Annotated in this window: 20 protein-coding genes; 13 read left to right on the top strand and 7 right to left on the bottom strand. The window is 59.5% G+C overall.

Going from position 1 to position 20341, the window contains the following annotated elements; translation table 11 throughout:
• The 5 genes from AC6EI9_RS07345 (at position 1) to proC (ending at position 3392) form a co-directional block, all read left to right on the top strand.
• On the top strand, positions 1 to 918 hold the full coding sequence (locus AC6EI9_RS07345) for an energy-coupling factor transporter transmembrane component T family protein (RefSeq protein ID WP_498469826.1): 918 nt from the start codon (positions 1 to 3) through the stop codon (positions 916 to 918).
• An 18-nt stretch (positions 919 to 936) separates the two neighbouring features.
• Complete coding sequence (locus AC6EI9_RS07340; RefSeq protein ID WP_067093917.1) at positions 937 to 1203, top strand: PipX family protein; 267 nt, start codon at positions 937 to 939, stop codon at positions 1201 to 1203.
• 22 nt (positions 1204 to 1225) lie between these two features.
• Positions 1226 to 1879, top strand: coding sequence for a YggS family pyridoxal phosphate-dependent enzyme (locus AC6EI9_RS07335; RefSeq protein WP_498469825.1), 654 nt, complete (start codon positions 1226 to 1228; stop codon positions 1877 to 1879).
• Positions 1880 to 1985: 106 nt separating this feature from the next.
• A complete protein-coding gene (locus AC6EI9_RS07330) occupies positions 1986 to 2561 on the top strand; it encodes a cell division protein SepF (protein WP_498469824.1) in 576 nt (191 codons plus the stop codon).
• Positions 2562 to 2609: 48 nt separating this feature from the next.
• Positions 2610 to 3392 carry a pyrroline-5-carboxylate reductase gene (gene proC, locus AC6EI9_RS07325; protein WP_498469963.1) on the top strand — a complete coding sequence of 261 codons (783 nt, stop codon included), beginning with the start codon at positions 2610 to 2612 and terminating at the stop codon, positions 3390 to 3392.
• Here proC and AC6EI9_RS07320 read toward each other — a convergent pair.
• The 5 genes from AC6EI9_RS07320 to hpf are packed head-to-tail and all read right to left on the bottom strand — an operon-like array spanning position 3389 to position 8104.
• Positions 3389 to 4576: a glycosyltransferase family 4 protein gene (locus AC6EI9_RS07320; RefSeq protein ID WP_498469962.1), complete on the bottom strand. Its 1188-nt coding sequence runs from the start codon at positions 4574 to 4576 to the stop codon at positions 3389 to 3391. The genes proC and AC6EI9_RS07320 overlap by 4 nt on opposite strands.
• A 28-nt stretch (positions 4577 to 4604) precedes the next feature.
• Positions 4605 to 5984: an MFS transporter gene (locus AC6EI9_RS07315; RefSeq protein WP_498469823.1), complete on the bottom strand. Its 1380-nt coding sequence runs from the start codon at positions 5982 to 5984 to the stop codon at positions 4605 to 4607.
• 29 nt (positions 5985 to 6013) lie between these two features.
• Positions 6014 to 6802: a DNA repair protein RecO gene (gene recO, locus AC6EI9_RS07310; protein WP_498469822.1), complete on the bottom strand. Its 789-nt coding sequence runs from the start codon at positions 6800 to 6802 to the stop codon at positions 6014 to 6016.
• Positions 6799 to 7479, bottom strand: a complete 681-nt coding sequence (locus AC6EI9_RS07305; protein WP_498469821.1) for a beta/alpha barrel domain-containing protein — start codon at positions 7477 to 7479, stop codon at positions 6799 to 6801. The genes recO and AC6EI9_RS07305 overlap by 4 nt, the downstream gene beginning before the upstream one ends.
• Positions 7480 to 7516: 37 nt before the next feature.
• The gene (hpf, locus tag AC6EI9_RS07300) at positions 7517 to 8104 is read right to left on the bottom strand and encodes a ribosome hibernation-promoting factor, HPF/YfiA family (RefSeq protein WP_498469820.1); all 588 of its coding nucleotides are present in this window, start codon (positions 8102 to 8104) and stop codon (positions 7517 to 7519) included.
• An 11-nt stretch (positions 8105 to 8115) separates the two neighbouring features.
• Between hpf and lipB the strand changes: the two genes are divergently transcribed.
• The 5 genes from lipB to AC6EI9_RS07275 all read left to right on the top strand — a co-directional run bounded on the left by lipB (position 8116) and on the right by AC6EI9_RS07275 (position 13507).
• Complete coding sequence (gene lipB, locus AC6EI9_RS07295) at positions 8116 to 8850, top strand: lipoyl(octanoyl) transferase LipB (protein WP_498469819.1); 735 nt, start codon at positions 8116 to 8118, stop codon at positions 8848 to 8850.
• 33 nt (positions 8851 to 8883) lie between these two features.
• Positions 8884 to 10827 (top strand): AMP-binding protein, encoded by a 1944-nt coding sequence (locus AC6EI9_RS07290; protein ID WP_498469818.1) that lies wholly within the window; start codon positions 8884 to 8886, stop codon positions 10825 to 10827.
• A 72-nt stretch (positions 10828 to 10899) separates the two neighbouring features.
• Positions 10900 to 11343 (top strand): YlqD family protein, encoded by a 444-nt coding sequence (locus tag AC6EI9_RS07285; protein WP_498469817.1) that lies wholly within the window; start codon positions 10900 to 10902, stop codon positions 11341 to 11343.
• Between the two features lie 221 nt (positions 11344 to 11564).
• Positions 11565 to 12050: a mannose-6-phosphate gene (locus AC6EI9_RS07280; protein ID WP_498469816.1), complete on the top strand. Its 486-nt coding sequence runs from the start codon at positions 11565 to 11567 to the stop codon at positions 12048 to 12050.
• Positions 12050 to 13507 carry a site-specific integrase gene (locus AC6EI9_RS07275; RefSeq protein WP_498469815.1) on the top strand — a complete coding sequence of 486 codons (1458 nt, stop codon included), beginning with the start codon at positions 12050 to 12052 and terminating at the stop codon, positions 13505 to 13507. Before AC6EI9_RS07280 ends, AC6EI9_RS07275 begins: the two co-directional genes overlap by 1 nt.
• Before the next feature lie 4 nt (positions 13508 to 13511).
• Here the strand turns inward: AC6EI9_RS07275 and AC6EI9_RS07270 are convergent, their stop codons facing one another.
• Positions 13512 to 13922, bottom strand: a complete 411-nt coding sequence (locus tag AC6EI9_RS07270) for a hypothetical protein (RefSeq protein ID WP_498469814.1) — start codon at positions 13920 to 13922, stop codon at positions 13512 to 13514.
• An 841-nt stretch (positions 13923 to 14763) separates the two neighbouring features.
• On the opposite strand from AC6EI9_RS07270, the gene AC6EI9_RS07265 reads away from it, so the two are divergent.
• The 3 genes from AC6EI9_RS07265 (at position 14764) to queA (ending at position 19251) form a co-directional block, all read left to right on the top strand.
• Positions 14764 to 16143 (top strand): dihydrolipoamide acetyltransferase family protein, encoded by a 1380-nt coding sequence (locus AC6EI9_RS07265; protein WP_498469813.1) that lies wholly within the window; start codon positions 14764 to 14766, stop codon positions 16141 to 16143.
• A gap of 75 nt (positions 16144 to 16218) precedes the next feature.
• A complete protein-coding gene (locus AC6EI9_RS07260; protein ID WP_498469812.1) occupies positions 16219 to 18114 on the top strand; it encodes an APC family permease in 1896 nt (631 codons plus the stop codon).
• Between the two features lie 15 nt (positions 18115 to 18129).
• Positions 18130 to 19251 carry a tRNA preQ1(34) S-adenosylmethionine ribosyltransferase-isomerase QueA gene (gene queA / locus AC6EI9_RS07255; RefSeq protein ID WP_498469811.1) on the top strand — a complete coding sequence of 374 codons (1122 nt, stop codon included), beginning with the start codon at positions 18130 to 18132 and terminating at the stop codon, positions 19249 to 19251.
• Positions 19252 to 19312: 61 nt separating this feature from the next.
• Here queA and cysK read toward each other — a convergent pair whose 3' ends face one another.
• Complete coding sequence (gene cysK, locus AC6EI9_RS07250) at positions 19313 to 20299, bottom strand: cysteine synthase A (protein ID WP_498469810.1); 987 nt, start codon at positions 20297 to 20299, stop codon at positions 19313 to 19315.
• Positions 20300 to 20341: the final 42 nt, after the last annotated feature.

Below are 20341 nucleotides of genomic sequence, written 5' to 3'. Positions count from 1 at the left end.
ATGGATTGGCTGAGGCAGATTCCGATCGGGCAATACGTGGATGGTGCTGGTGGTTGGCTGCGCCAGCTGGATCCCCGCCTGAAGCTGTTGTGGGTTCTGGTGTTTCTGCTCACGCCAGTGCTGGCAGGCCCGTTGTGGCGCGTGGCGCTTGTGCTGGCCCTGCTGTTGATCACGTTGGTGAGTGGATTGCCGGCCCGGCTGTGGTGGCGCTCGCTGCTGCTGGTCAGTGTTCTTGGTTGCGCGGTCGGGTTGCTGGCCATGTTGCTGCCGACCGGTGATCCTGGAGCCAGTCTCAGCGTGCGGTCACCGGCGGAGATTCCAGGTCTCGCCTTGACGTCACCCTCCTGGGAGTTGATTCGCCTGGGGCCGCTGCAGTTGGGATCTCTAGAACTGGGCCCGCTTGTGGTCGATCGCCGCTCGGCTGAGCTGGGGTTGAACAGCGCCACCTTGATCGTGACCGTTGTCCACAGCGTCAATCTGATGTTGCTGTCCACCCCCAGTGAGGAGTTGATGTGGTCTCTGAGTTGGTGGCTGGCTCCCCTGGCTCGGCTTGGAGTGCCGATTGATCGACTGAGTTTTCAGTTGCTTCTGGCTCTTCGCTTTCTGCCGTTGGTCCAGGAAGAGCTCCAGAACCTGTTGCGCTCGCTCGCCAGTCGTGCCGTCAACCTGCGCCGGCTCGGCTTTAAAGCCTCCTTCGGGTTGGTGCTTTCAGTGGGAGAGCGCCTTCTGGCCAACATCCTGCTGCGTGCAGAACAGGGTGCTGAAGCGTTGCTTGCACGAGGTGGTACCTGGTTGCCTGCGGATGCGTTTCGTCCTGAGCAGGCTTCCAAGGGTGCTGCCCCCAGCATTCTGAATGGGGTTGCTGCAGTCGGGCTTGTCACCGTTCTTGTTCTGCGCGGAAGGTACGGTGCTCTCTGAATCCCCGTTTTCAGGTCTGTGAGCGCTGAGGGTTATCTCAACCACCCCACCTTTGGGATGCTCTACAGAGTGGCTCCTGCGGGGGAAGGTCGTGATGTGTACGCCACCCTGTACGCCCAGCGGATGTTCTTCCTTGTCACCCTGCAACCTCGAGGGGCTCAGTTCGAAGTGATTCCTTATCTGGATGCGCGCCACCACGCTGAATTGAATCTCGCCCGTCGTCGCCGTGATGCTTCAGAGGATTACGGCAGCTGGAAGCAGTTGTTCGATCAGACCTTCATCTGACCATGCAAGACGGACCGCTCGGGTGACGGACATTCAGGCCCGCTGGCAGCAACTCCAACAGCGTCTTCCGCAGGGAGTCAACCTGCTTGCTGTGAGCAAGACGCAGCCTGCGTCGGCAGTGCGAGAGCTTGCCGCTTGCGGTCAGATTGATTTCGGCGAAAGCCGCGTTCAGGAGGCATTGCCCAAGCAGGAGGCTCTCTCGGACCTCACCGATTTGCGCTGGCATTTCATTGGCCGCCTGCAGGCCAACAAGGTTCGCGCGGTGGTGAAGGCCTTCAGCTGGATTCATTCCATCGACTCGATGGCGCTGGCGGAGCGCTCATCCCGCATTGCCCTGGAGGAGGGGCGTTGCCCTTCCGTGTTGTTCCAGGTGAAGCTGAGGTCTGATCCCTCTAAGGGCGGCTGGGACCCTCAGTCACTCAAGGAGGCCTGGCCCGTGCTGCGCCAGTTGCCTGGTCTGAAGGCCTCCGGGCTGATGACCATGGCCCCGTTGGGACTGAACAGCATGGAGCGTCAGGGTCTTTTCAGGGATTGTCGTGATCTGGCGGATGAACTCGATCTGTCTCAATGTTCGATGGGGATGAGCGGCGACTGGCCGCAAGCGGCGGCAGCCGGTGCGACCTGGGTTCGTGTGGGATCAGCCCTGTTTGGTGCACGGCCGCCTGCCTCTGCTTGATCGGAATGATCAAATCAACGTTGCGAGATGGACATCAATTCATCTGGACACGCTTGCTCACAACTCCCTTGAGCGCTATTCAGGGTCAAGGTTCTGCAAATTTCCAGTGTCGTTGATTTCTCGTCTTCGTGCGGTCGTTGCTGGTGACGATTACCTGGATGGCGATTATGACGAGCTCGACTACGACACAGGCGAGCAAGACGACAACATGCAGGGCATGTCGTCGATGAACACCAGCGCCCTGGCGCCTCTGGATGCATCCAATCCGTTTGAGATGGATCAGAATTTCGCAGGCTCGAATGTGATCGGCATGCCTGGAATCAGTTCCGGCACGGCAGAGGTTTCTCTGATGGAGCCGCGCAGCTTTGATGAAATGCCAAGGGCGATTCAGGCTTTGCGCGAACGCAAGACCGTGATTCTCAACCTCACGATGATGGAGCCTGATCAGGCTCAAAGAGCGGTTGATTTCGTGGCCGGTGGAACGTTTGCCATCGATGGTCATCAAGAGCGCGTTGGCGAGAGCATCTTCCTGTTCGCTCCGAGTTGCGTCACGGTGACCAATGCCAGTCAGGACGAGAGCACCACTCCCACGGTTGTCACCAAGGACGTTGAGCAAGCTTCGGCTGAGAGCAGCGTTGCCCCCGCGCCGGCCTGGGCCGTTTCGGATGCTGCCGCTCTTTGAGTTTTCGCTTCGGTGACTGTGTCTGTTGGTGTGATTGGTCTGGGTCGGATGGCCCAGGCCCTGATCTTCCCTCTGATTGAACGAGGCAAGCTTCAGTCAGCCGATGTCGTCGGGGTGGTCGGCAGTCAAGCGTCCGTTTCCCGACTGACTCCGGATTTGCCCAAGGGGTTGAGCGTTGTTCAGGCGTCTGATCCCCGGGCGAGGGATGCCTGGAATGCTCCGGTTCAGTTGCTGGCCGTGAAGCCTCAGCAGCTTGATGCTGTGGCCGAAGGCGTCGGGCCAGCTCCATCAGGCCAGTCGCCTTTGTTGATCTCTGTGTTGGCGGGCGTCACTCTGGAGCGTCTCCAACGCCAATTTCCAGGACGTGCGTGCGTGCGTGCGGTCCCCAATACCCCTTGTTTGGTGGGTGAAGGGTTGTGCGGACTGGCATTCGGTGAAGGTGTCACGGCTCAGCAGCGTGAGTGGGTGAGGGAGGCCTTCGATCCGGTGAGCGAAGTGCTGGAACTGCCGGAGTCCAGGCTTGATGCGTTTCTGGCTTTGACCTCCTCAGGCCCTGCTTACGTGGCTCTGGTGGCCGAGGCCATGGCTGATGGAGCAGTGGCTGCTGGTTTGCCGCGCGATCAAGCCCACCGGCTCGCTCATCGAACCCTGGCCGGAACTGCTGCACTGCTGGATCAGCAGCAACTCCATCCAGCTCAGCTCAAAGATATGGTCGCCTCACCTGGCGGTACGACCATGGCGGCTCTGCGCAAACTGGAGAACGCTGGTGTTCGGACAGCCCTGATCGAAGCGGTGATTGCTGCAGCCGAACATGGACGGGCTCTGCGTTAAGCCGCCAGCGGAGCTCGACGCATCAGGTCGCCATACAACTGCTCGAGGGCGTCGATATTGCGGCTGATGGTGTAGCGCTCCAGCACTCTTGCGCGGGCCTGTCGTCCGAGTTCGCGCGTCAAAACGGGTTGATCACGCAGAACCGGCAGCAAGGTGCGCAGCTGGCTGGTCACGCCCAGGGTGCTCATCACGATCCCTGCCCCGCCGGCGAGCACTTCTCCGTCGGCTCCAGCATCAGTGGCCACACAGGCACAGCCACTGGCCATGGCTTCAAGCAAGGCGAGCGAGAGTCCCTCCACCAGTGAGGGAAGCACAAACACCTCGGCGCATTGCAGCAAGGCAACGCGCGTGGCGAGATCGGCTTCATAGCCCCACCAGAGCACATTGCCGTCGTCGTAACTGTTCTGCAGCGTGCTGCGCAAAGGCCCTTCGCCAACGATCACCAGACGACAGCCCTGCATGGTGACCAGACGCCAGGCCTGCAGCAGAGCCTCCAGGTTTTTCTCGGTGGCAACGCGTCCCATGTAGAGGAAAACGCGCTCCTGACCAAAACGGGAGCGCACCTGATGCATCGCGCTGTCAATGGGTCTGGTGATGCCCGGCTCTGGTTGTGGGTCTGAGGGACTCCACTGGTTGGTGTCAACCCCGTTGGGGATCACGGCCAAACGGTCTTCGCGTACGCCAAGACGCGCCAGGAATTCAGCTTGGAGATCGGAGAACACGATCACCCGGTCGTATTTGGAGAGTGCCGGTGCGTACAGCTGATAGGTGAGTTGCTGTGTCCCTGCCGTCAGGTTGCGGAGGCTGGCGTCGAAGGGAGGGTGGAAGGTCGCCACCAGGGGGACTCCCAACTGCTGACACAGTTCCGGCAGTCGGAAGTCCAGCGGAGACAGCGTGAGGCTTGCATGCACCAGATCGGGCTGCAGACGTTCCAGCGATTCCCTCAACTCACGCTGGGCACCCGGCGAGGGGATCGTGTAAACCTGCGATTTGACCAGATACGGAAGGCTGACATCGGGATCATTGGCGAGAAGCGATGTGCTGCTGCCAGGTGCCTTCGGATTATCGAAGTGAATGAAACTGGTCTGATGACCCCTTGCCCTCAGGGCCTGCGTTGTGCTGAGCCCATAGGTGACATTGCCGCAGAACGGAGTTTTTTTGCCCAGCCAGGCAATATGCGTCACCGCCACCATTCACAGGCCTTGGCCGACGCTAGCAGCGCTGCCAGGGTCGTTCCAGCAAGGCGGCAACAAGAGCCAGCAGGGCGAGCAACCACAACACCGGACTGAGTCCGATGCTGCTGACCAGAGTGCCTGCCAGCACTAGCGGCAGACTGAGGGCGATATTGATCAGGTTGTTCTGAAGACCGAAAACTCTGCCTCTCTGGGAGACCGGGGTTTCTTCCTGAATGGTGGTCTGTGCCGGAATGGCGACCAGTGCGGCTCCGATTCCAAGGATTCCGCAGAACGCCAGAGTGCTGTTGAGTGAGCCTTTGAACTGGCTGAGCAGCACCAGTGAAAAGGTGATCAGGCCGAGTCCAGCTGCGGTGAGTCGACGGCGACTGAAGTGATGGCCCAGCTGGGCCATCAACACAGCGCCGAGGGCCATGCCCAGTCCGCTCATCGCTAGCAGCATGCCGAAACCAGAGGGACCAAGACTGCGAATCAGGCCTGCCAGCTGAAGGGCCAGAACATAGAGAGCCGCGAGCAGGCTGTAGAGCAGCACCAGATGGACCATGGCGTTGCGAACCGTGGGGATGCGCTTCAGCACCTGCAGCCCTTCTCCAATTTCGTGCCAGACCGATCGACCATCGTTGTGGATCTCCCTCTCCCGGTGGCGGACCGCCAGCAGGCTCAGGGCCGCCATGCCGTAGCAGAACGGCAGCAGAATGAACTCACCACCGCGAACACCGACCGTGCTGAACAAGTGATTCAGTGCTCGCAGGATCGGCTCACCCAGAGCGAAGCCAACGATCGTGGCTCCCATGCTGGTGGTTTGGTAGAGCGAGTTCGCTGCCAGAAGGTGTTCGCCAGGCACGAGCAGAGTGATGGCTGCCTGTTCGGCCGGTGCGAAGAACTGCGTGAGGATCGATTCGACAAACGTCATGCCGATCAGACCCCAGTAGCCCCAGGGCAGTCCAAGGATCAGGGGGCCTGGAATCAGGAACAGAGGCGTCAGCATCACCATCAGTGCCCGCAATCCGTTCGAGGCCACCATCACCCGTCGTTTCGGCCAGCGGTCAACCCACACCCCCGCCACACTGCCCAGGACCATCGCCGGCAGCGTGTTCGCCACGAAGATTCCTGTGGCCAGAAGGGTGATGACTTTGGTGCGGGTACTGATATCGAGGCCGTAATCGGAGGCCACCTCCGCAAGAACGCCGTTCTGTTGAGTGGTCAGCAGCAAGTGCTGATCAATCAGAAAGACCATCAACACGATGTAGAACTTGTCCGCAAGCTGGGAGAAGATCTGGCCGATCCAGAGTTTGCGGAAGTCGCTCAGGCGCAGCACGGCCTGGAGCCCGCGGCCTCCCTCCGGATTGTTGCCGGTGGGTAGAACCGGCTCAGGGCTGTTCAGGGGGGATCCGCTCAAGGTTCCAGCAATGACGGGGTCATGATCGCTCACTGCGACGGCATGCAGTTGCCGACCATCTCCAGTGAGCGCACCGGGCGGGGCAAATGGGTGCGGCACCAGCATTCCAGGACAGCCAGGAGCTTCAGCCAGACCGGACGTGGACCCATCAGTTGGCCATCGCGTCTTCTGGGCAGTTCCGCCCTGGGTAACCGTTGCAACAGAGCCAGTTCGGATGGGTTGAACTGAAGCGTGGCGCCCGGTAGGGATCCGATCGCCAGTCCTTCCTCAGGCAGAAGGCTGCAGCGCCATTCCCACTGGCCGATCGGCGGAGCAAGTTCTGCTCCAGAGCGGCAGCAGATCTGCAGTGGAATTCCGTAGCCGCCGAGCGCCAGCAGATGCACTCCTGCCTGCACGAGCATGGCCAGGCAGAGATCCGCGTCTGGTTGGTCGGAGCGGCTCAGGGCTTCGAAGCTCTCGAGATGAATCAGCACCGCGTCCAGCATTCCGGGAACAGGGTCGCAGTCGCTCACAAGGGCAATGGCCAGTTCCGCCAGGGCTTGGGCGGCAGCCAGTGTTTCCAGTTGCTTGCCAACACCGCTGTAGTTATGAACGACCTGCAGTTGACGCACCCTCTTCAAACTGCGACGACCCACCACCTGCAGATCCAGCAGAGTGAGCGGTACTGCAGCGGCAAGGCTGCTGCGTGGTTTTCGTGCTCCGGGCACTGCCAGTCGCACTACGCCGGCTTCATCACTGAGCAGGGTGAGCAGGCGGTCATGTTCCCCCAGGGGGCCCACCTTGAGGGCCAGTCCTGACAGGCGCTTGTCTCCACTCATCGTGGATGCCGCAGGGCCTTCGCCAACGCTGGGCCGTGACCGGTGCCCAGAGCGATGGCTCCTGCCTCCACGAGATCAAGCGCCTGGTCAAGCTCGCGGATCCCCCCGGCGGCCTTGATGGCGCAACGGCCTCGGGTGAGCTGTCTGAGGTCTCTGATCTGATTGGCGGAGACCGCTGCTCCAAATCCATTGCCGGCCTGAAGGGATGCAGCACCTGCATCGATGGCGGCCTCCGCTGCCAGGGCGAGCTGCGCCTCATTCAGCTGGTTCACATCCATCACCACGGTCATTGGTAGATCCAGTGCTGCGATCGCTGCCAGCTCCTCGGCGAAGCTGTTGGCACGGCCGTTCACGAGAGCCGACCAGTCCGGTGTGACTTCGAGAGCTTCGGCTCCATGGGCAGCAGCCCATTCGGCCTGGGCCTGTTTCAGCTCGGTGGGCAGCGCTCCGAATGGGAAAGCAATGGTGGCGATCAACGTCACCGGTCCATGCCCCCCCAGGCGCCTGCGCACGGCTTCGAGGTGAATGAGGCTGACGCACACGCCGCCGAAACCCAGTTGCTTGGCGGCGTCGCAGAGCGTGAGCAGCTCCTCCTCTTGCAGGAGTGGATTGAGCAGGGCCTGGTGAATCAGAGGGGGGATGTCCGGCAGGTCCTGCCGGCGCGGTGACTTGGTCATCGCTGAGCAAACGACGGATCAAGCCGCCACGAAAGGTTCAGTTGCGTGCCTGGATCACTCCATAGCCGCCGTGGTTTCGCCGATAAATCACCTGCAGCTCGCCGCTTTCACTGTCACGGAACAGATAGAAGTCATGGTCGATGAGATCCAGCTGGGTGCGAGCGTTATCCAGCGTCATCGGCGGCATGGCGAAGTACTTGCGCCGTACACCGGGGCTGGGCAGCTGAGCCTCCTTCCCCTCGAGCAGTGAGCCGTCCACGGGGCTGTCATCGAGCACCGCTTCAGTGGTTGGGGTCTCGGTGGCCCGGTGGCCAGGGCTGTGGTGGTGGTCGCTGTGGCGTTCTTTGAAGCGTCGCAGCTGCCGTGCCAGCTTGCTTGCCACCAGGTCAATGCTGGCGTAGAGATTCTCACTGCGTTCCTGGGCACGGATCACTGTGCCGTTGGCGAAGACCGTCACCTCGGCCGTTTGCTGCGGCACTCGGGGATTGCGAGCCACCGACAGATGGACATCGGCTTCCTGAACCAGGTCATTGAAGTGATGGATCGCCCGATCAAGCTTCGTCTCGGTGTAATCCCGTAATGCGGGAGTCACATCCAGATTGCGACCATGGATCAAAAGCTTCATGCATCCCTCCGGTGCCTGCGCCTAACGGAAAGCTAGTGACGCCGTCGGATTCCGGAACCGGGTCTTCGGCATTTCTTTTTCAGCCTGAACAGCTGGTGCCGTTTCAGCAGGCCTGGGATCTGCAGCGCTGCTGGCAGGAACGGTTGCTCCTGGAGTCAGAAACCGCTTCTGAGGCTGAAGCGGTCTGGCTGCTGCAGCACCCCGGCTGTTACACCCTCGGCCGCGGCGCCAGTGAAGACCATCTGCTGTTTGATCCGGAGCATCCGCCGGCCCCACTGCACCGCATTGATCGTGGTGGGGAAGTGACGCATCACGCACCCGGTCAACTGGTGGCTTACCCGGTGCTGGATCTGCGCCGTCGTCGCACAGATTTGCACTGGTATCTCCGTCAGCTGGAACAGGTGGTGATTGATGTGTTGCAGCGTCTCGGCCTGCAGGGGGAACGGATCGAAGGACTCACCGGGGTCTGGCTCGATCAGCAGAAGGTGGCGGCCATCGGTGTCGGTTGCCGTCGCTGGATCACACAGCACGGTCTTGCTTTGAACGTGAGCTGCGATCTGGAGGGTTTCGAATCCGTGGTGCCCTGTGGACTCAAAGGACGAGCGGTCGGTCGACTTTGTGACTGGATCCCTGGTCTGGAGATCGAGAGCGTGCAACCCCTGCTGCGCGATGCCCTGGCGGCCCGTTTTGATCTGGTTTGGGAGCAGAGCGCTGGGGAGCAGCTGCGATTGCCGAAGCGGCGTTGAGGTGATAGGCCTGGGCGACTACAGACCGTTTCCGTGACAGCCGCCGCTCAATCCACCTGGCAACCAACGTCCCGCGAGCAGGCAGCATTGGCTCGCCAGGCTCATGTTCAAAGTCTCGGCAGGGTGGATCAGGTCTGGCCCTGGCTGAAATCGCATCACGCTGACGTGATGGCGGTTGATGCGCCCCATGCCGCTCACCCGGAACGGCTCAGCTATCGAGCGCTGGCTGAACGGATTGATCAGGCCGCTGCCGCATTCCGCAGTTTGCAGATCGGCAGCGGCGATGTGGTGGGTCTCTTCGCTGAGAACAGTCCCCGCTGGTTGGTGGCCGATCAGGGTCTGATGCGTGCCGGTGCCATCGATGCGGTGCGTGGGGCAGCAGCACCTGTGGAGGAGCTGCGCTACATCCTCGAGGATTGCTCGGCCGTCGCGCTGGTGGTGCAAACCGCTGATCTGCTGCAGCGTTTACAGCTGCCGGGGGAGCTGCAGGAGCGTTTGCGCTTTGTGCTCGTGCTCGAGGGGTCTGCGCCTGCGGGCGCGCTCGATTTCGACGCTTTTCTCGCCCTCGCTGATGGACAGGAGACACCGGATGCAATCACCGGGCGGGACCGCGCCTCTGCGCCAGCCACCACGGCCACGATCCTCTACACGAGTGGGACCACCGGCCGGCCCAAGGGCGTGCCGCTGACGCACGCCAACCTCCTGCATCAGATGCGCAGCCTTGCCTGCGTGACCCGCCCGGAACCCGGATCACCGGTGCTGAGCGTTCTGCCGATCTGGCATTCCTATGAACGCAGCGCTGAGTACTACTTCTTCTCCTGTGCCTGTTCGCAGAGTTACACCACGATCAAACAGCTCAAGAAGGATCTGCCTCGGGTCAAGCCGGTGATCATGGCCACGGTCCCCAGGTTGTGGGAAGCGGTTCAGGCTGGTTTCGAGGATGCTGTCAAGACGTTCCCCGCATCGCGTCAACGCCTGTTGAGGTCGGCCCTGGCCAACAGCACGGCCTATACCCTCGCCCGTCGCCGTAGCCGTGACCTGATGATTCAGCCGCTGCGCAAGCGTGAGCGTCTGAGGGCTGCTGCTGAGGCGAGCCGTCGCTGGCCAGCCCATGCGCTGGCCTCCAAGCTGATCTGGCCCAAGCTGAGGCAGCAGCTCAGTGGCGGAGCACTGCGCTATCCGATCAATGGAGGAGGTGCCATCGCTCCCCATGTGGATGCCTTCTTTGAAGCGGTGGGAATCGAGCTCCTGGTCGGATACGGCCTTACGGAAACCAGTCCGGTGGTGAGTTGCCGGCGGCCCTGGCGCAACATTCGCGGCAGCTCCGGTCTGCCCCTCCCGGACACCGAGTTCCGCATTGTTGATGCCGAGAGCAGGAAGCCGCTTGGGTTCCGTGAACGTGGGGTGGTGCTGGTGCGCGGCCCCCAGGTGATGGGTGGCTATCTCGGCAAACCCGAGGCCACCGCCAAGGTGCTGGATGCCGATGGCTGGTTTGATACCGGCGATCTGGGCATGCTTCTCCCGGATGGTTCTGTGGTTCTGACCGGACGTGCCAAGGACACGATCGTGCTCAGCAGCGGTGAGAACATCGAGCCGGGGCCGCTTGAGGAGGCTCTGGTCTCCAGCCCGCTGATTGAGCAGGTGATGCTGGTGGGGCAGGACGAACGTCAACTGGGGGCCCTGGTGGTTCCGCGCGCGGATGCGGTCAAGGCCTGGGCCAGCTCTCAGGGCTGCGATCCAGGTGAAGACCTGGGCGGTCATCCCGGTGATCAGCGCTTGCTCAAACTGCTGCGCGGGGAGTTGAACCGACTGTTGGCGGATCGTGCGGGGTCCAGGGCTGATGAGCGTCTTGCCGGTGTGGCTCTCGTCGAACCATTCTCGATCGAGAACGGCCTGCTCACCCAGACACTCAAGCAACGCCGAGACCGGATCTCAGAACGGGATCGCTCATTCATCGAGAGCGTGTATGGCCGTTGATCGCCCTCCTGTCAGGGTCGGGTTGACCATCCGCCGTGGGGCTGAGACGCTTGGCGCTGCATCCCCGCCCCAATGTCCGACGGCACCACTCTGTCGATCAAGCGTTCCATCACCATCCGTGCCGTCGTCACCCCGGCCTGGAAGGAAGAGGCCGAGCGTGAGTTGAGCGCTGGCATCTCAACAACCGATCAGCAAATGGCTCAGCTTGAGCAGGAGGGTCAGCAGGTTGTCGATGACGTTCGTCGTCAGAGCGCCAATCCTCTTGATCCGCGCGTGCAGGAGCAGGTTGCTCAGGTGCAGCAGCAGGTTGCTGCCAAGCGGGCTGAGCTTGAGGAGCAGAAGCGCAATTTGCTTCAGCAGCAGGCTCAGGTTCGCGAGCTTGAGATGGAACAGATCGTGGATCAGGGCCAGCTTGAGAGCTTCTGCGACATTCAGGTGGGCGACAACCTGGTGAGCAAGATGCAGGTTGCTGTAGTGGTGCGTGACGGTGTGATCGAGTCGATCGAGCAGGGCTGAGTGCTGATGAGGGCCGGTCTGCCGGCCCGTCGGATTTTCAAGTGAGCTCCCCTGGAGACGGTTTTGGCAACCAAAGACATTCCCTGACTTCAGTCATTGGAGGAGCTTTGCTGGTTGGACAAGAGTTGGACAAGGCAAAGTGCAGCTCCTAATCTCAGAGCTGACGGTGTTTGTCTTCATGTGGCTGGACAAGACGTTGGGCACTTCGCAGCGATCTGGAGATGGTGAGTTCGCTGGTGCTTCTGGTCCTTAGTGCCGCTATCCCTTCCTCGGTGCCGCAAGAGCATGTCCTTCCGGTCTTTGGGTGTGGAACAGGGTGCCGGGTGGAGACCGAGCAGTTGTCCCGTCCTCAGCGGATGTCTGATGGGTGGTGGAGGGTCCAAGTCAGGCAGCGGCGCTGGGTTCAGAACTGCAACTGGAAATCCACGCCAGTGACATGCGTTGATGAACCGGCATCGGGCCGAGCAGGTCCGCCGGTTCAAGACCTCTGGTTGTTTGCTGATTGCAAGGGAGAACGATTCGCCACCAGCAAGAACCCTGATCGGAGTGATGCCTGGGAACAGGACGTGTTCTATCGGGACGGAGCATCGGCAGGAGAACCCAAGGTCCAAACAGTTGTCGGTAATCCGTTTATGCGTTGGGCGAAGTTGTGTCCTTCTGAGGCGGAAGAGGGAAACCAAAAAATCCATGAGCGATTTCAACGCTGATGCCGAAAATCCAGTTCAAGGAAGAAACCCTGAATGGACGGGCATTCATCATCGGGTATGCAGACCGTGAATATTTAACGCTTCGTATTCCAAGAGGCGATAAAAAGTATTCCAACATTTCTCTTGGGACGACCGACATCAAGATTGCTCACGACAAGGCGCTTGATGTATATGCTGCTTCAATTAATCAGCCTCTGAGGTCAAGGAACAGAAAGTTTCTGTTTTCCACCGCTTGCAAGCATTTTTTAGCATGGAAAGAAGAGCAAGCACGTCTTGGAACAATCAAAGAGAGTGCAGTCAAGACATATGCCCAGCGAATTCATCAACGCATTATTCCGTTCGCAAAGTTAACTGGCATCAATAATATTGGAGATATTCGAAAGGAGAGTTTTGAGAGTTATGGTGTTCACTACAGGAATGTAGAGACCAAGGGAAGGTGGAAGACAGCGACGCCTGGGCTTTCAGTTGCGACAATTAATTCTGACCTGACAACACTCAACGATCTGATGATTTGGATGGTTGAGAGAGACGTACTTGATGCAAAGTCTGTCCCTAAAGTTGATAAACTGAGAAGTAGCAAAGAGCATAAGGACGATGCTAATCCGGCGTTCATGCCGGATGAATGGGATGCAGTTGAATCCCAGCTTATGGAATGGGTGCAGAAGAGGGACGATGACGATGAATTAGATTTATGGCGCAGGAGATGGATGTTTAATTGGATATTTTTTATGTACCACTTTGGAGGCAGATATCACGAAGCAATGCTACTGCATGTTGGAGATGTTAATACAAAGAGAATGCCGGATGGAAGCCTGCAAGGCATTGTTGAAGTCAGTTCAGCAACGAAAACGGGACGCCGAACCAGCGTGATGAATGGATATTGGATTGACTCCGTGAAATCACATCTTGAGAAAGGCGTGAAACTGCGTAATCAAATAATCGAAGAGCATAATCAATTAGTGGAAAGTGGCGAGATCAAGAAATATCGGTGGAGGTTTCAGGGGAGAATTCCCTTTTTGCCTGAACCAGAAAAAGATACTTTGCTTTTTTTGAATCCGATTTTTCATAGAATTAACAAAGAAGATAAGAGGAATATGAGGAGGTTTGAGGCGGAAGATAAATTAGATCAGGTCCGTTGGACGACGTCTCCGTATTCGTCAGAGCAAATACGTAAGAAGTATCAATCATTGGTTGAATCGGCAATGGTCTTCAAATTCCCCCGTCATGGCAGAACGCCGACTGACTTCAGGAGATTCACCTTGCACTCCTTGCGTTCAACTCACATCACGCATCAGCTCCTGAGCGGTGTTCGTATCCGGTTGATTGCTGACAATGTTGGAAGCTCTGAAGCAGACATTGAAAGGATTTACTGCAAGTTGAATCACTTGCTCAATGTTGAGGAGCTTGGCATGCACCGGAAAGTGGTTAAGCCTGAAGATCACTTGAATATGTTTTGAGGGTTTAATCCTTTGATTTCCCCATCCTGTATTGGACTGCCTTTTCCAGGTGTCCAACCCTCTTCTCAAGGTCTTTGCAGGTGACCTGATTTTCCAGTGATTCCACCCGATGGATCAACATCTCAAAAGCACTGACGAACTCCTGGTCGTTGGACTCAATATTCGTCAACCGATCCAGGACTTCCTCAATCGTGCTGCGTCTGGAGTTGATGCTGCTTGAGGCAGGTAACTCGTTGGTTCGATTTTCTGGGGAGGGAACAGGGCTATCCAGCACTGCGCCTCCTGTTTCCAGATAAACCTCTGCTAGTCGTTCCAGCACCTTCGTGTATTGCTTTCCCTGCTGCTTGCAGAGGTCTCTGAAGCGATTCAGAGTGCCTGGAGTGAAATTGGCAGCAAAGGCACCTGGTCTTGCCACAGGAGAACATCGGTATTGATACGACTATACCTGTGTTGTAGGCATCTGGAAATTGCGCGCCATCAACAAGACCTGGATGAGTCGAAAAGCGATCCTTCAGCGCCTTCGCAGGGTGGATGCGGAAGTTCCAGGTCTGGACCTGCTTGGGAAGGGGGTTCGGAGCGTTCCTGCGAAGTGGGGGCTTGACGCAGAACCATGAGGTTTCCTTTTGCGTCGATTCTTTGATTTGTATTGCTCAGAGGATTTGTCTCGGTTGGGTTCGTTTAGAAATCACTCAGACCCGAGGAACACCTGCCCTTCTGGAGAGGACAGAGTTCTCATGGGTAGGAGGGGGCAGAAATGCCCCTTTCTTTATGGGTGCAGATGGCAGAACCCTGAGGACATCCGCACCATTCCTGTCGGTTCTCCTGCTCCCTGCTCCGGCCATTCAGGAAGAGGGTGGTGCTGCCGAGTCATGAAAAGAGGTTTTCGGCCCCTGTGGAGTGGGAACTTCGGGGGTTTTTCTCTGTTCAGGGGCCAGGTACAGAACCCTGGGTTTTGTGACCTGCAGAACTGCTTTTCAGAACTGTTTTTCACAACGGTGTCTTTGACGACGTTGTGTCTCTCTGCGAAACACAACACTCCGTGAGTTCAGGTGAGGAGGGTGCTGACGGAAACGGGAACACACCGATCAGGGGGTGACGGGATGGAGCGAGAAACCATCCCGTTTTTTTGTGCTTCAGGACACCGACATTCAGGGGTGGAAATGCTGGTAGGTGCTGAATTACGGTTAAAGAGCAGTTGAACAACCGTTGGACATTCGGTTGGACAGCATCCTTAAAACCGTTGCGATTAGGACTAGATGGCGACTCACGACATCTTCATGCCTGCCCTCAGCTCCACGATGACGGAGGGGAAAATCGTCGAGTGGCTCAAAAACCCTGGTGACAAGGTGGGCCGCGGCGAGTCTGTGCTCGTGGTTGAGTCCGACAAGGCCGACATGGATGTCGAATCCTTCAATGAGGGTTACCTCGCAGCTGTGCTGATGCCCGCGGGCAGCACGGCTCCTGTGGGCGAGACCATTGGTTTGATCGTGGAGACCGAGGCTGAGCTTGCCGAGGCACAGGCCAAGGCACCGTCGGCTGGTGGGTCGGCTCCAGCAGCCACAGCGCCTGCAGCATCACCGCCAGCAGCCACAGCACCCGCGCCAGCACAGGCTGCTCCAACGGCACCTGCTCCAACGGCACCCGCTCCAACAGCCCCATCCCCAGCTGCAGCTCAACCTGCACCTGTCACACCTCCTGCTCCGGTGGCTGCGCCACCAAGCAATGGTCGATTGATCGCCAGTCCCAGGGCCAAGAAGCTGGCCTCTCAGATGGGCGTCGACCTCGCCGGGATTCGCGGCACTGGTCCTAACGGGCGAATTCAGGCTGAAGACGTGGAGCGCGCCGCGGGGCGTCCCATCAGTGTGCCCCTGGTCGGGGAAGGAACCGCCGCTGCCGTGAGCGCCGGAGCTGAGAGTGCCGCCAAGGCTCCGAGCTCCCCGGCCGGCAACAGCTTTGGTCGCCCTGGCGACACCGTGCCCTTCAACACGCTTCAGGGAGCGGTGAACCGCAATATGGAAGCCAGCCTCGCTGTCCCCTGTTTCCGGGTGGGTTACACGATCACCACTGATCGACTCGATGCCTTCTACAAACAGGTGAAGCCCAAGGGCGTCACGATGACGGCCCTGTTGGCGAAGGCCGTGGCCGTCATCCTGGCCCGGCATCCGCAGGTGAATGCTGCAACCACCGCTGCTGGGATGACCTATCCCGCTGATGTGAATGTGGCTGTTGCCGTGGCGATGGAAGACGGTGGTTTGATCACACCCGTGCTGCGTCAGGCCGATCGAACCGATCTGTATGAGCTCTCTCGTCAGTGGGGGGATCTGGTGAAGCGCTCGCGCAGCAAACAGCTGCAGCCCGAGGAGTACAGCACCGGAACCTTCACCCTCTCCAATCTCGGCATGTTCGGGGTGGATCGCTTCGATGCCATCCTTCCTCCCGGCACCGGTGCGATCCTCGCCGTGGCGGCTTCAAGACCTGCCGTTGTGGCTGGAAAGGATGGGTCCATCGCTGTGAAGCGGCAGATGCAGGTGAATCTCACGGCGGACCACCGTGTGATTTATGGCGCCGATGGTGCCGCCTTCCTCAAGGATCTGGCCGAATTGATTGAAACCCGTCCCGAGAGTTTGGCGATCTGAAATCAGGTCAGGGGAAGACACTCAGCTGCCGAGCTCAGGGAACCTTGCCACTCTTGACGTGGTGGTGGTCGCCCTGTGTCAGTTCCGTCCTTCTCACGACTGCTGGGTCGTCCCCTGCCGCGTTCCAGTGCCAAGGATGAGCGACTCCCCAATCTCCAGGCGCTGCCCATCCTCTCCTCGGATGCTCTGTCATCCGTGGCCTATGCCACGGAAGCGGCGCTTGGAATTCTGATTCTGGGAGGCAGCGCCGCTCTGCGGCTGTCGCTGCCCATCACCGTGGCGATCATCGCCTTGATCACGATCGTGGTGCTGTCGTACCGGCAGGCGATCTCGGCCTATCCCAAGGGTGGCGGTTCCTACGTCGTGGCTCGCGACAATCTCGGACGCAACGTGGGATTGGTGGCAGCCGCTGCGTTGCTGATCGACTACACCCTCACGGCAGCGGTCAGCCTGATGGCGGGCACCCAGGCGCTGTCGTCACTGGATCCATCGTTGTTGGCCTACGAGGTTCCGATCGCTCTGTTGATGCTCGTGCTCGTGGGCTGGGCCAACCTGCGCGGGGTGAAGGAAGCGGGGCGTGTGTTCTCGGTTCCCACCTATGCCTTCGTGGTGATGATTGTTCTGCTCACGGTTGCTGGGCTCAAGGACCTCACCTTCCATCACGGCTGGACTCCCGATGCCCCTCCGCTCACGGCTGCGCTGCAGCCGATCGGTTTGTTTCTGATGCTCCGGGCATTCAGCTCCGGCTGTTCAGCGATGACTGGAATCGAAGCCATCGCCAACGGTGTTCAGGTGTTCCAGGAGCCTGCTCCCGTGAATGCTCGCAAAACCCTTCTGGTGATGGGTGTTTTGCTGTCGGCGATGTTCCTTGCGGTCAGCACCATGGGCTTCATGTATGGAGTCGCACCCAATCCCGAGATCACCGTGTTGGCTCAGATCGGTCAGCGCGTGTTTGGCGATGGCAGCGTTCTGTACTGGACTCTGCAAATCTCAACACTGCTGATTCTGGTGTTGGCAGCGAACACGGCCTTCTCCGGATTCCCCCGTCTGGCGGCAATGCTGGCGGAAGACCAATGCTTGCCCGTGCAGATGAAGCTGCTGGGTGATCGGCTTGTTTACCAGAACGGGATCGGTGTGCTGGTCGTGATCACGGCGCTGATCATCGTGATTTGCCGGGGTGACACCACCGTGGCGGTCAATCTGTACGCCCTTGGGGTGTTCACAGCCTTCACGTTGTCGCAGCTGGGTCTGGTGTGTCGCTGGTGGAAGCGGCGTGGAGAGGGCTGGCGCGGGCGGATGGCCATGAATGCGCTCGGATCGCTCACCACCTTCGTGGTGCTGGTGGTGATCGTGGTGAGCAAATTTGATGAGGGGGCCTGGACTGTGGTGATCGCCATTCCTCTGCTGGTGTGGGGACTGGCCTTGATCCGTCGCCGCTACCGCGAGATCTTCGCTGCCCTCGCTCTCGACCCTGAAGGATCGTCACTGAAGCTGATTCCCCGTGATCCACCCACCGGGCACCATGCGATTGTCTGGGTTGCGAGCGTGATGCAACCGTCGTTTGAGGCGCTGCGCTACGCCTGTTCGTTCGCCGATTCGGTCACGGCGGTGATGGTGGTGCAGAAGGAAGAAGACGCCGGTCAGCTCAGCCAACTGTGGGATCGCTACGCGGGTACCGACACCGGCGCTCTTGAGCTGGTGCTGCTTGACAGCCCATACAGTTCATTGCTGGATCCCTTCTGTGACTTCGTGATGGAGCAGGAGCAACGGCATCCTGAGCGCACCACCACGGTGGTCATGCCTGTGGCCATTCCCAGGGACCGACTGGATGTGGCACTACTCAACCAGAGGGCTCGCAGCCTGTTCGAGGCGCTCTCCACCGACCAGAGCCGAGTGTTCTCGATTGTGCGCTATTTCATCCCCCGCTTGGCAACCAAAGGAAGGACGTTGCCCTCAGGCAGCATGGATTAATCACGTTCAAGCGTTGTGGTGGATCCAAGGGATCTTCAGCTCAGCTCCTACGACTACCGCCTGCCCGAAGAGCGCATCGCGCAGGCACCTGTGGAGCCACGCCATGCAGCACGACTGCTGATGGCCCCCCCCATGAAGCGACCCGTGACGGAACTCATGCATCGCCAGGTGTGGGATTGGCAGGATCAGCTCCGTTCTGGCGACCTGCTGGTGGTCAACGACACCCGGGTTCTGCGGGCGCGCCTGAGGGTTCGGCGTTCAGGTGGTGGACTTGCCGAGCTTCTGGTGTTGGAGCCTCGCGGCGAAGGCCGCTGGCTCTGTCTGGCAAGACCCGCCAAGAAATTGAAGCCTGGCGATCAGGTCTGGCTTGAAGCCCTTGAGCAGGAGCCCATTCCTCTGCAGGTGTTGACCGCTGATGGTGCCAGTGGCGGTCGCATCATCCAGTTCCCTGCCGCTTTCTTCGATGCTGCAGCGATCGAAACGCTGCTCGAGCGCTACGGCGAAGTGCCGTTACCGCCCTACATCACGCGTCACGACGAATCGGATCAGGAGCGTTATCAAACTCGCTACGCCTCCAGGCCAGGAGCGGTTGCTGCACCAACCGCGGGCTTGCACCTCAGTGATGAGCTCCTCAAGGCGATCCTCGGCCGCGGCGTTCAACTGGCCACGGTGACGTTGCACGTGGGGTTAGGCACATTCCGGCCTGTGGAGACTGAAGATCTCACGGATCTGAGTTTGCACAGCGAATGGGTGGAGGTCACTCCAGAGCTGGTGGCTGCTGTCGTTGCGTGCCGGCAGCGCGGAGGACGTGTGATTGCCGTGGGCACCACGAGTGTGCGGGCTCTGGAGGGAGCTGCGGCGGCAGGGGGCGGCAGCCTGCAACCTCTGCGGGGACCCGTTGATCTGGTGATCCAGCCCGGCTTTTGTTTCCAAGTGGTGCAAGGTCTGCTGACCAACTTTCATCTGCCCAAGAGCTCGCTGCTGCTTCTGGTCAGCGCTCTGATCGGACGCAGCAGGTTGCTTGCGCTTTATGGGATCGCCATTCAGGAGGCCTATCGCTTCTATTCCTACGGTGATGCGATGTGGATCGCTCCGGATGCTGTGATTCCTGGTGTGACGCCGCCAGTGGATGGCTGAGCGGCTCGGCATCAAAAAAGCCCCGGAGTTCCGGGGCTGAAGGCGATGTCAACGCTTTGGGTCAGGCTGTCACGGGTTGCTCGATGATCCCTGTGGGAACGTCGGCGAACATCACTGAAGACAGGTAGCGCTCAGCCAGATCGGGAAGAACCACCACGATGGTCTTGCCGGCGTAAGCATCTTGCTTGGCCAGACGAATGGCGGCGGCAGCTGCGGCCCCGCAGGAGATGCCCACCAGCAGGCCCTCTTCCTTGGCCAGACGAAGAGCCATCTCAACGGACTCGTCGTTGGTGACCTGTTCCACCTTGTCGACCACGGAGAGGTCGAGGTTCTTGGGAATGAAGCCGGCGCCGATGCCTTGGATCTTGTGGGGGCCTGGCTTGACTTCCTCGCCGTTCATGGTCTGGGTGATCACCGGGCTGTGGCTGGGCTCCACGGCAACCGACTCAATCGCCTTGCCTTTGCCGTTCTTGATGTAACGGGACACGCCAGTGATGGTGCCGCCGGTACCCACGCCGGCCACCAGAACGTCGATGGCGCCTTCGCAGTCGTTCCAGATCTCAGGACCAGTGGTCTTCTCGTGAATCTCCGGGTTGGCGGGATTTTCAAACTGCCCGGGCATGAAGTATTTGCCGGGGTCGCTGGCGGCGATCTCCTTGGCTTTGGCGATGGCGCCAGGCATGCCTTTGGCGGCTTCGGTGAGCACGATTTCAGCGCCGAGAACGGCCATCACGCGGCGACGTTCGATCGACATCGACTCGGGCATCGTGAGCACGAGCTTGTAACCGCGAGCGGCGGCTGTGAAGGCGAGAGCAACGCCGGTATTGCCTGATGTGGGCTCAACGATCACCTTGCCTTCGGTGAGTTCACCACGCTTTTCAGCGTCCCAGATCATGTTGGCGCCGATGCGGCACTTCACGCTGTAGGCGGGGTTGCGTCCTTCGATCTTGGCGAGAACGGTGGCTTTGCAGTCTTTGGTGACATGGTTCAGACGCACCAGGGGTGTATTACCGATGGCCTGGCTGTTATCGGCGTAAACGCGAGACATGAGTGAGTCGAAAAAATGGCCAATTTTTGCAATTTAGGGAGA

It is taken from the genome of Synechococcus sp. MIT2312 (assembly GCF_059772315.1).
This window is presented reverse-complemented; position numbering and strand designations above follow the sequence as displayed.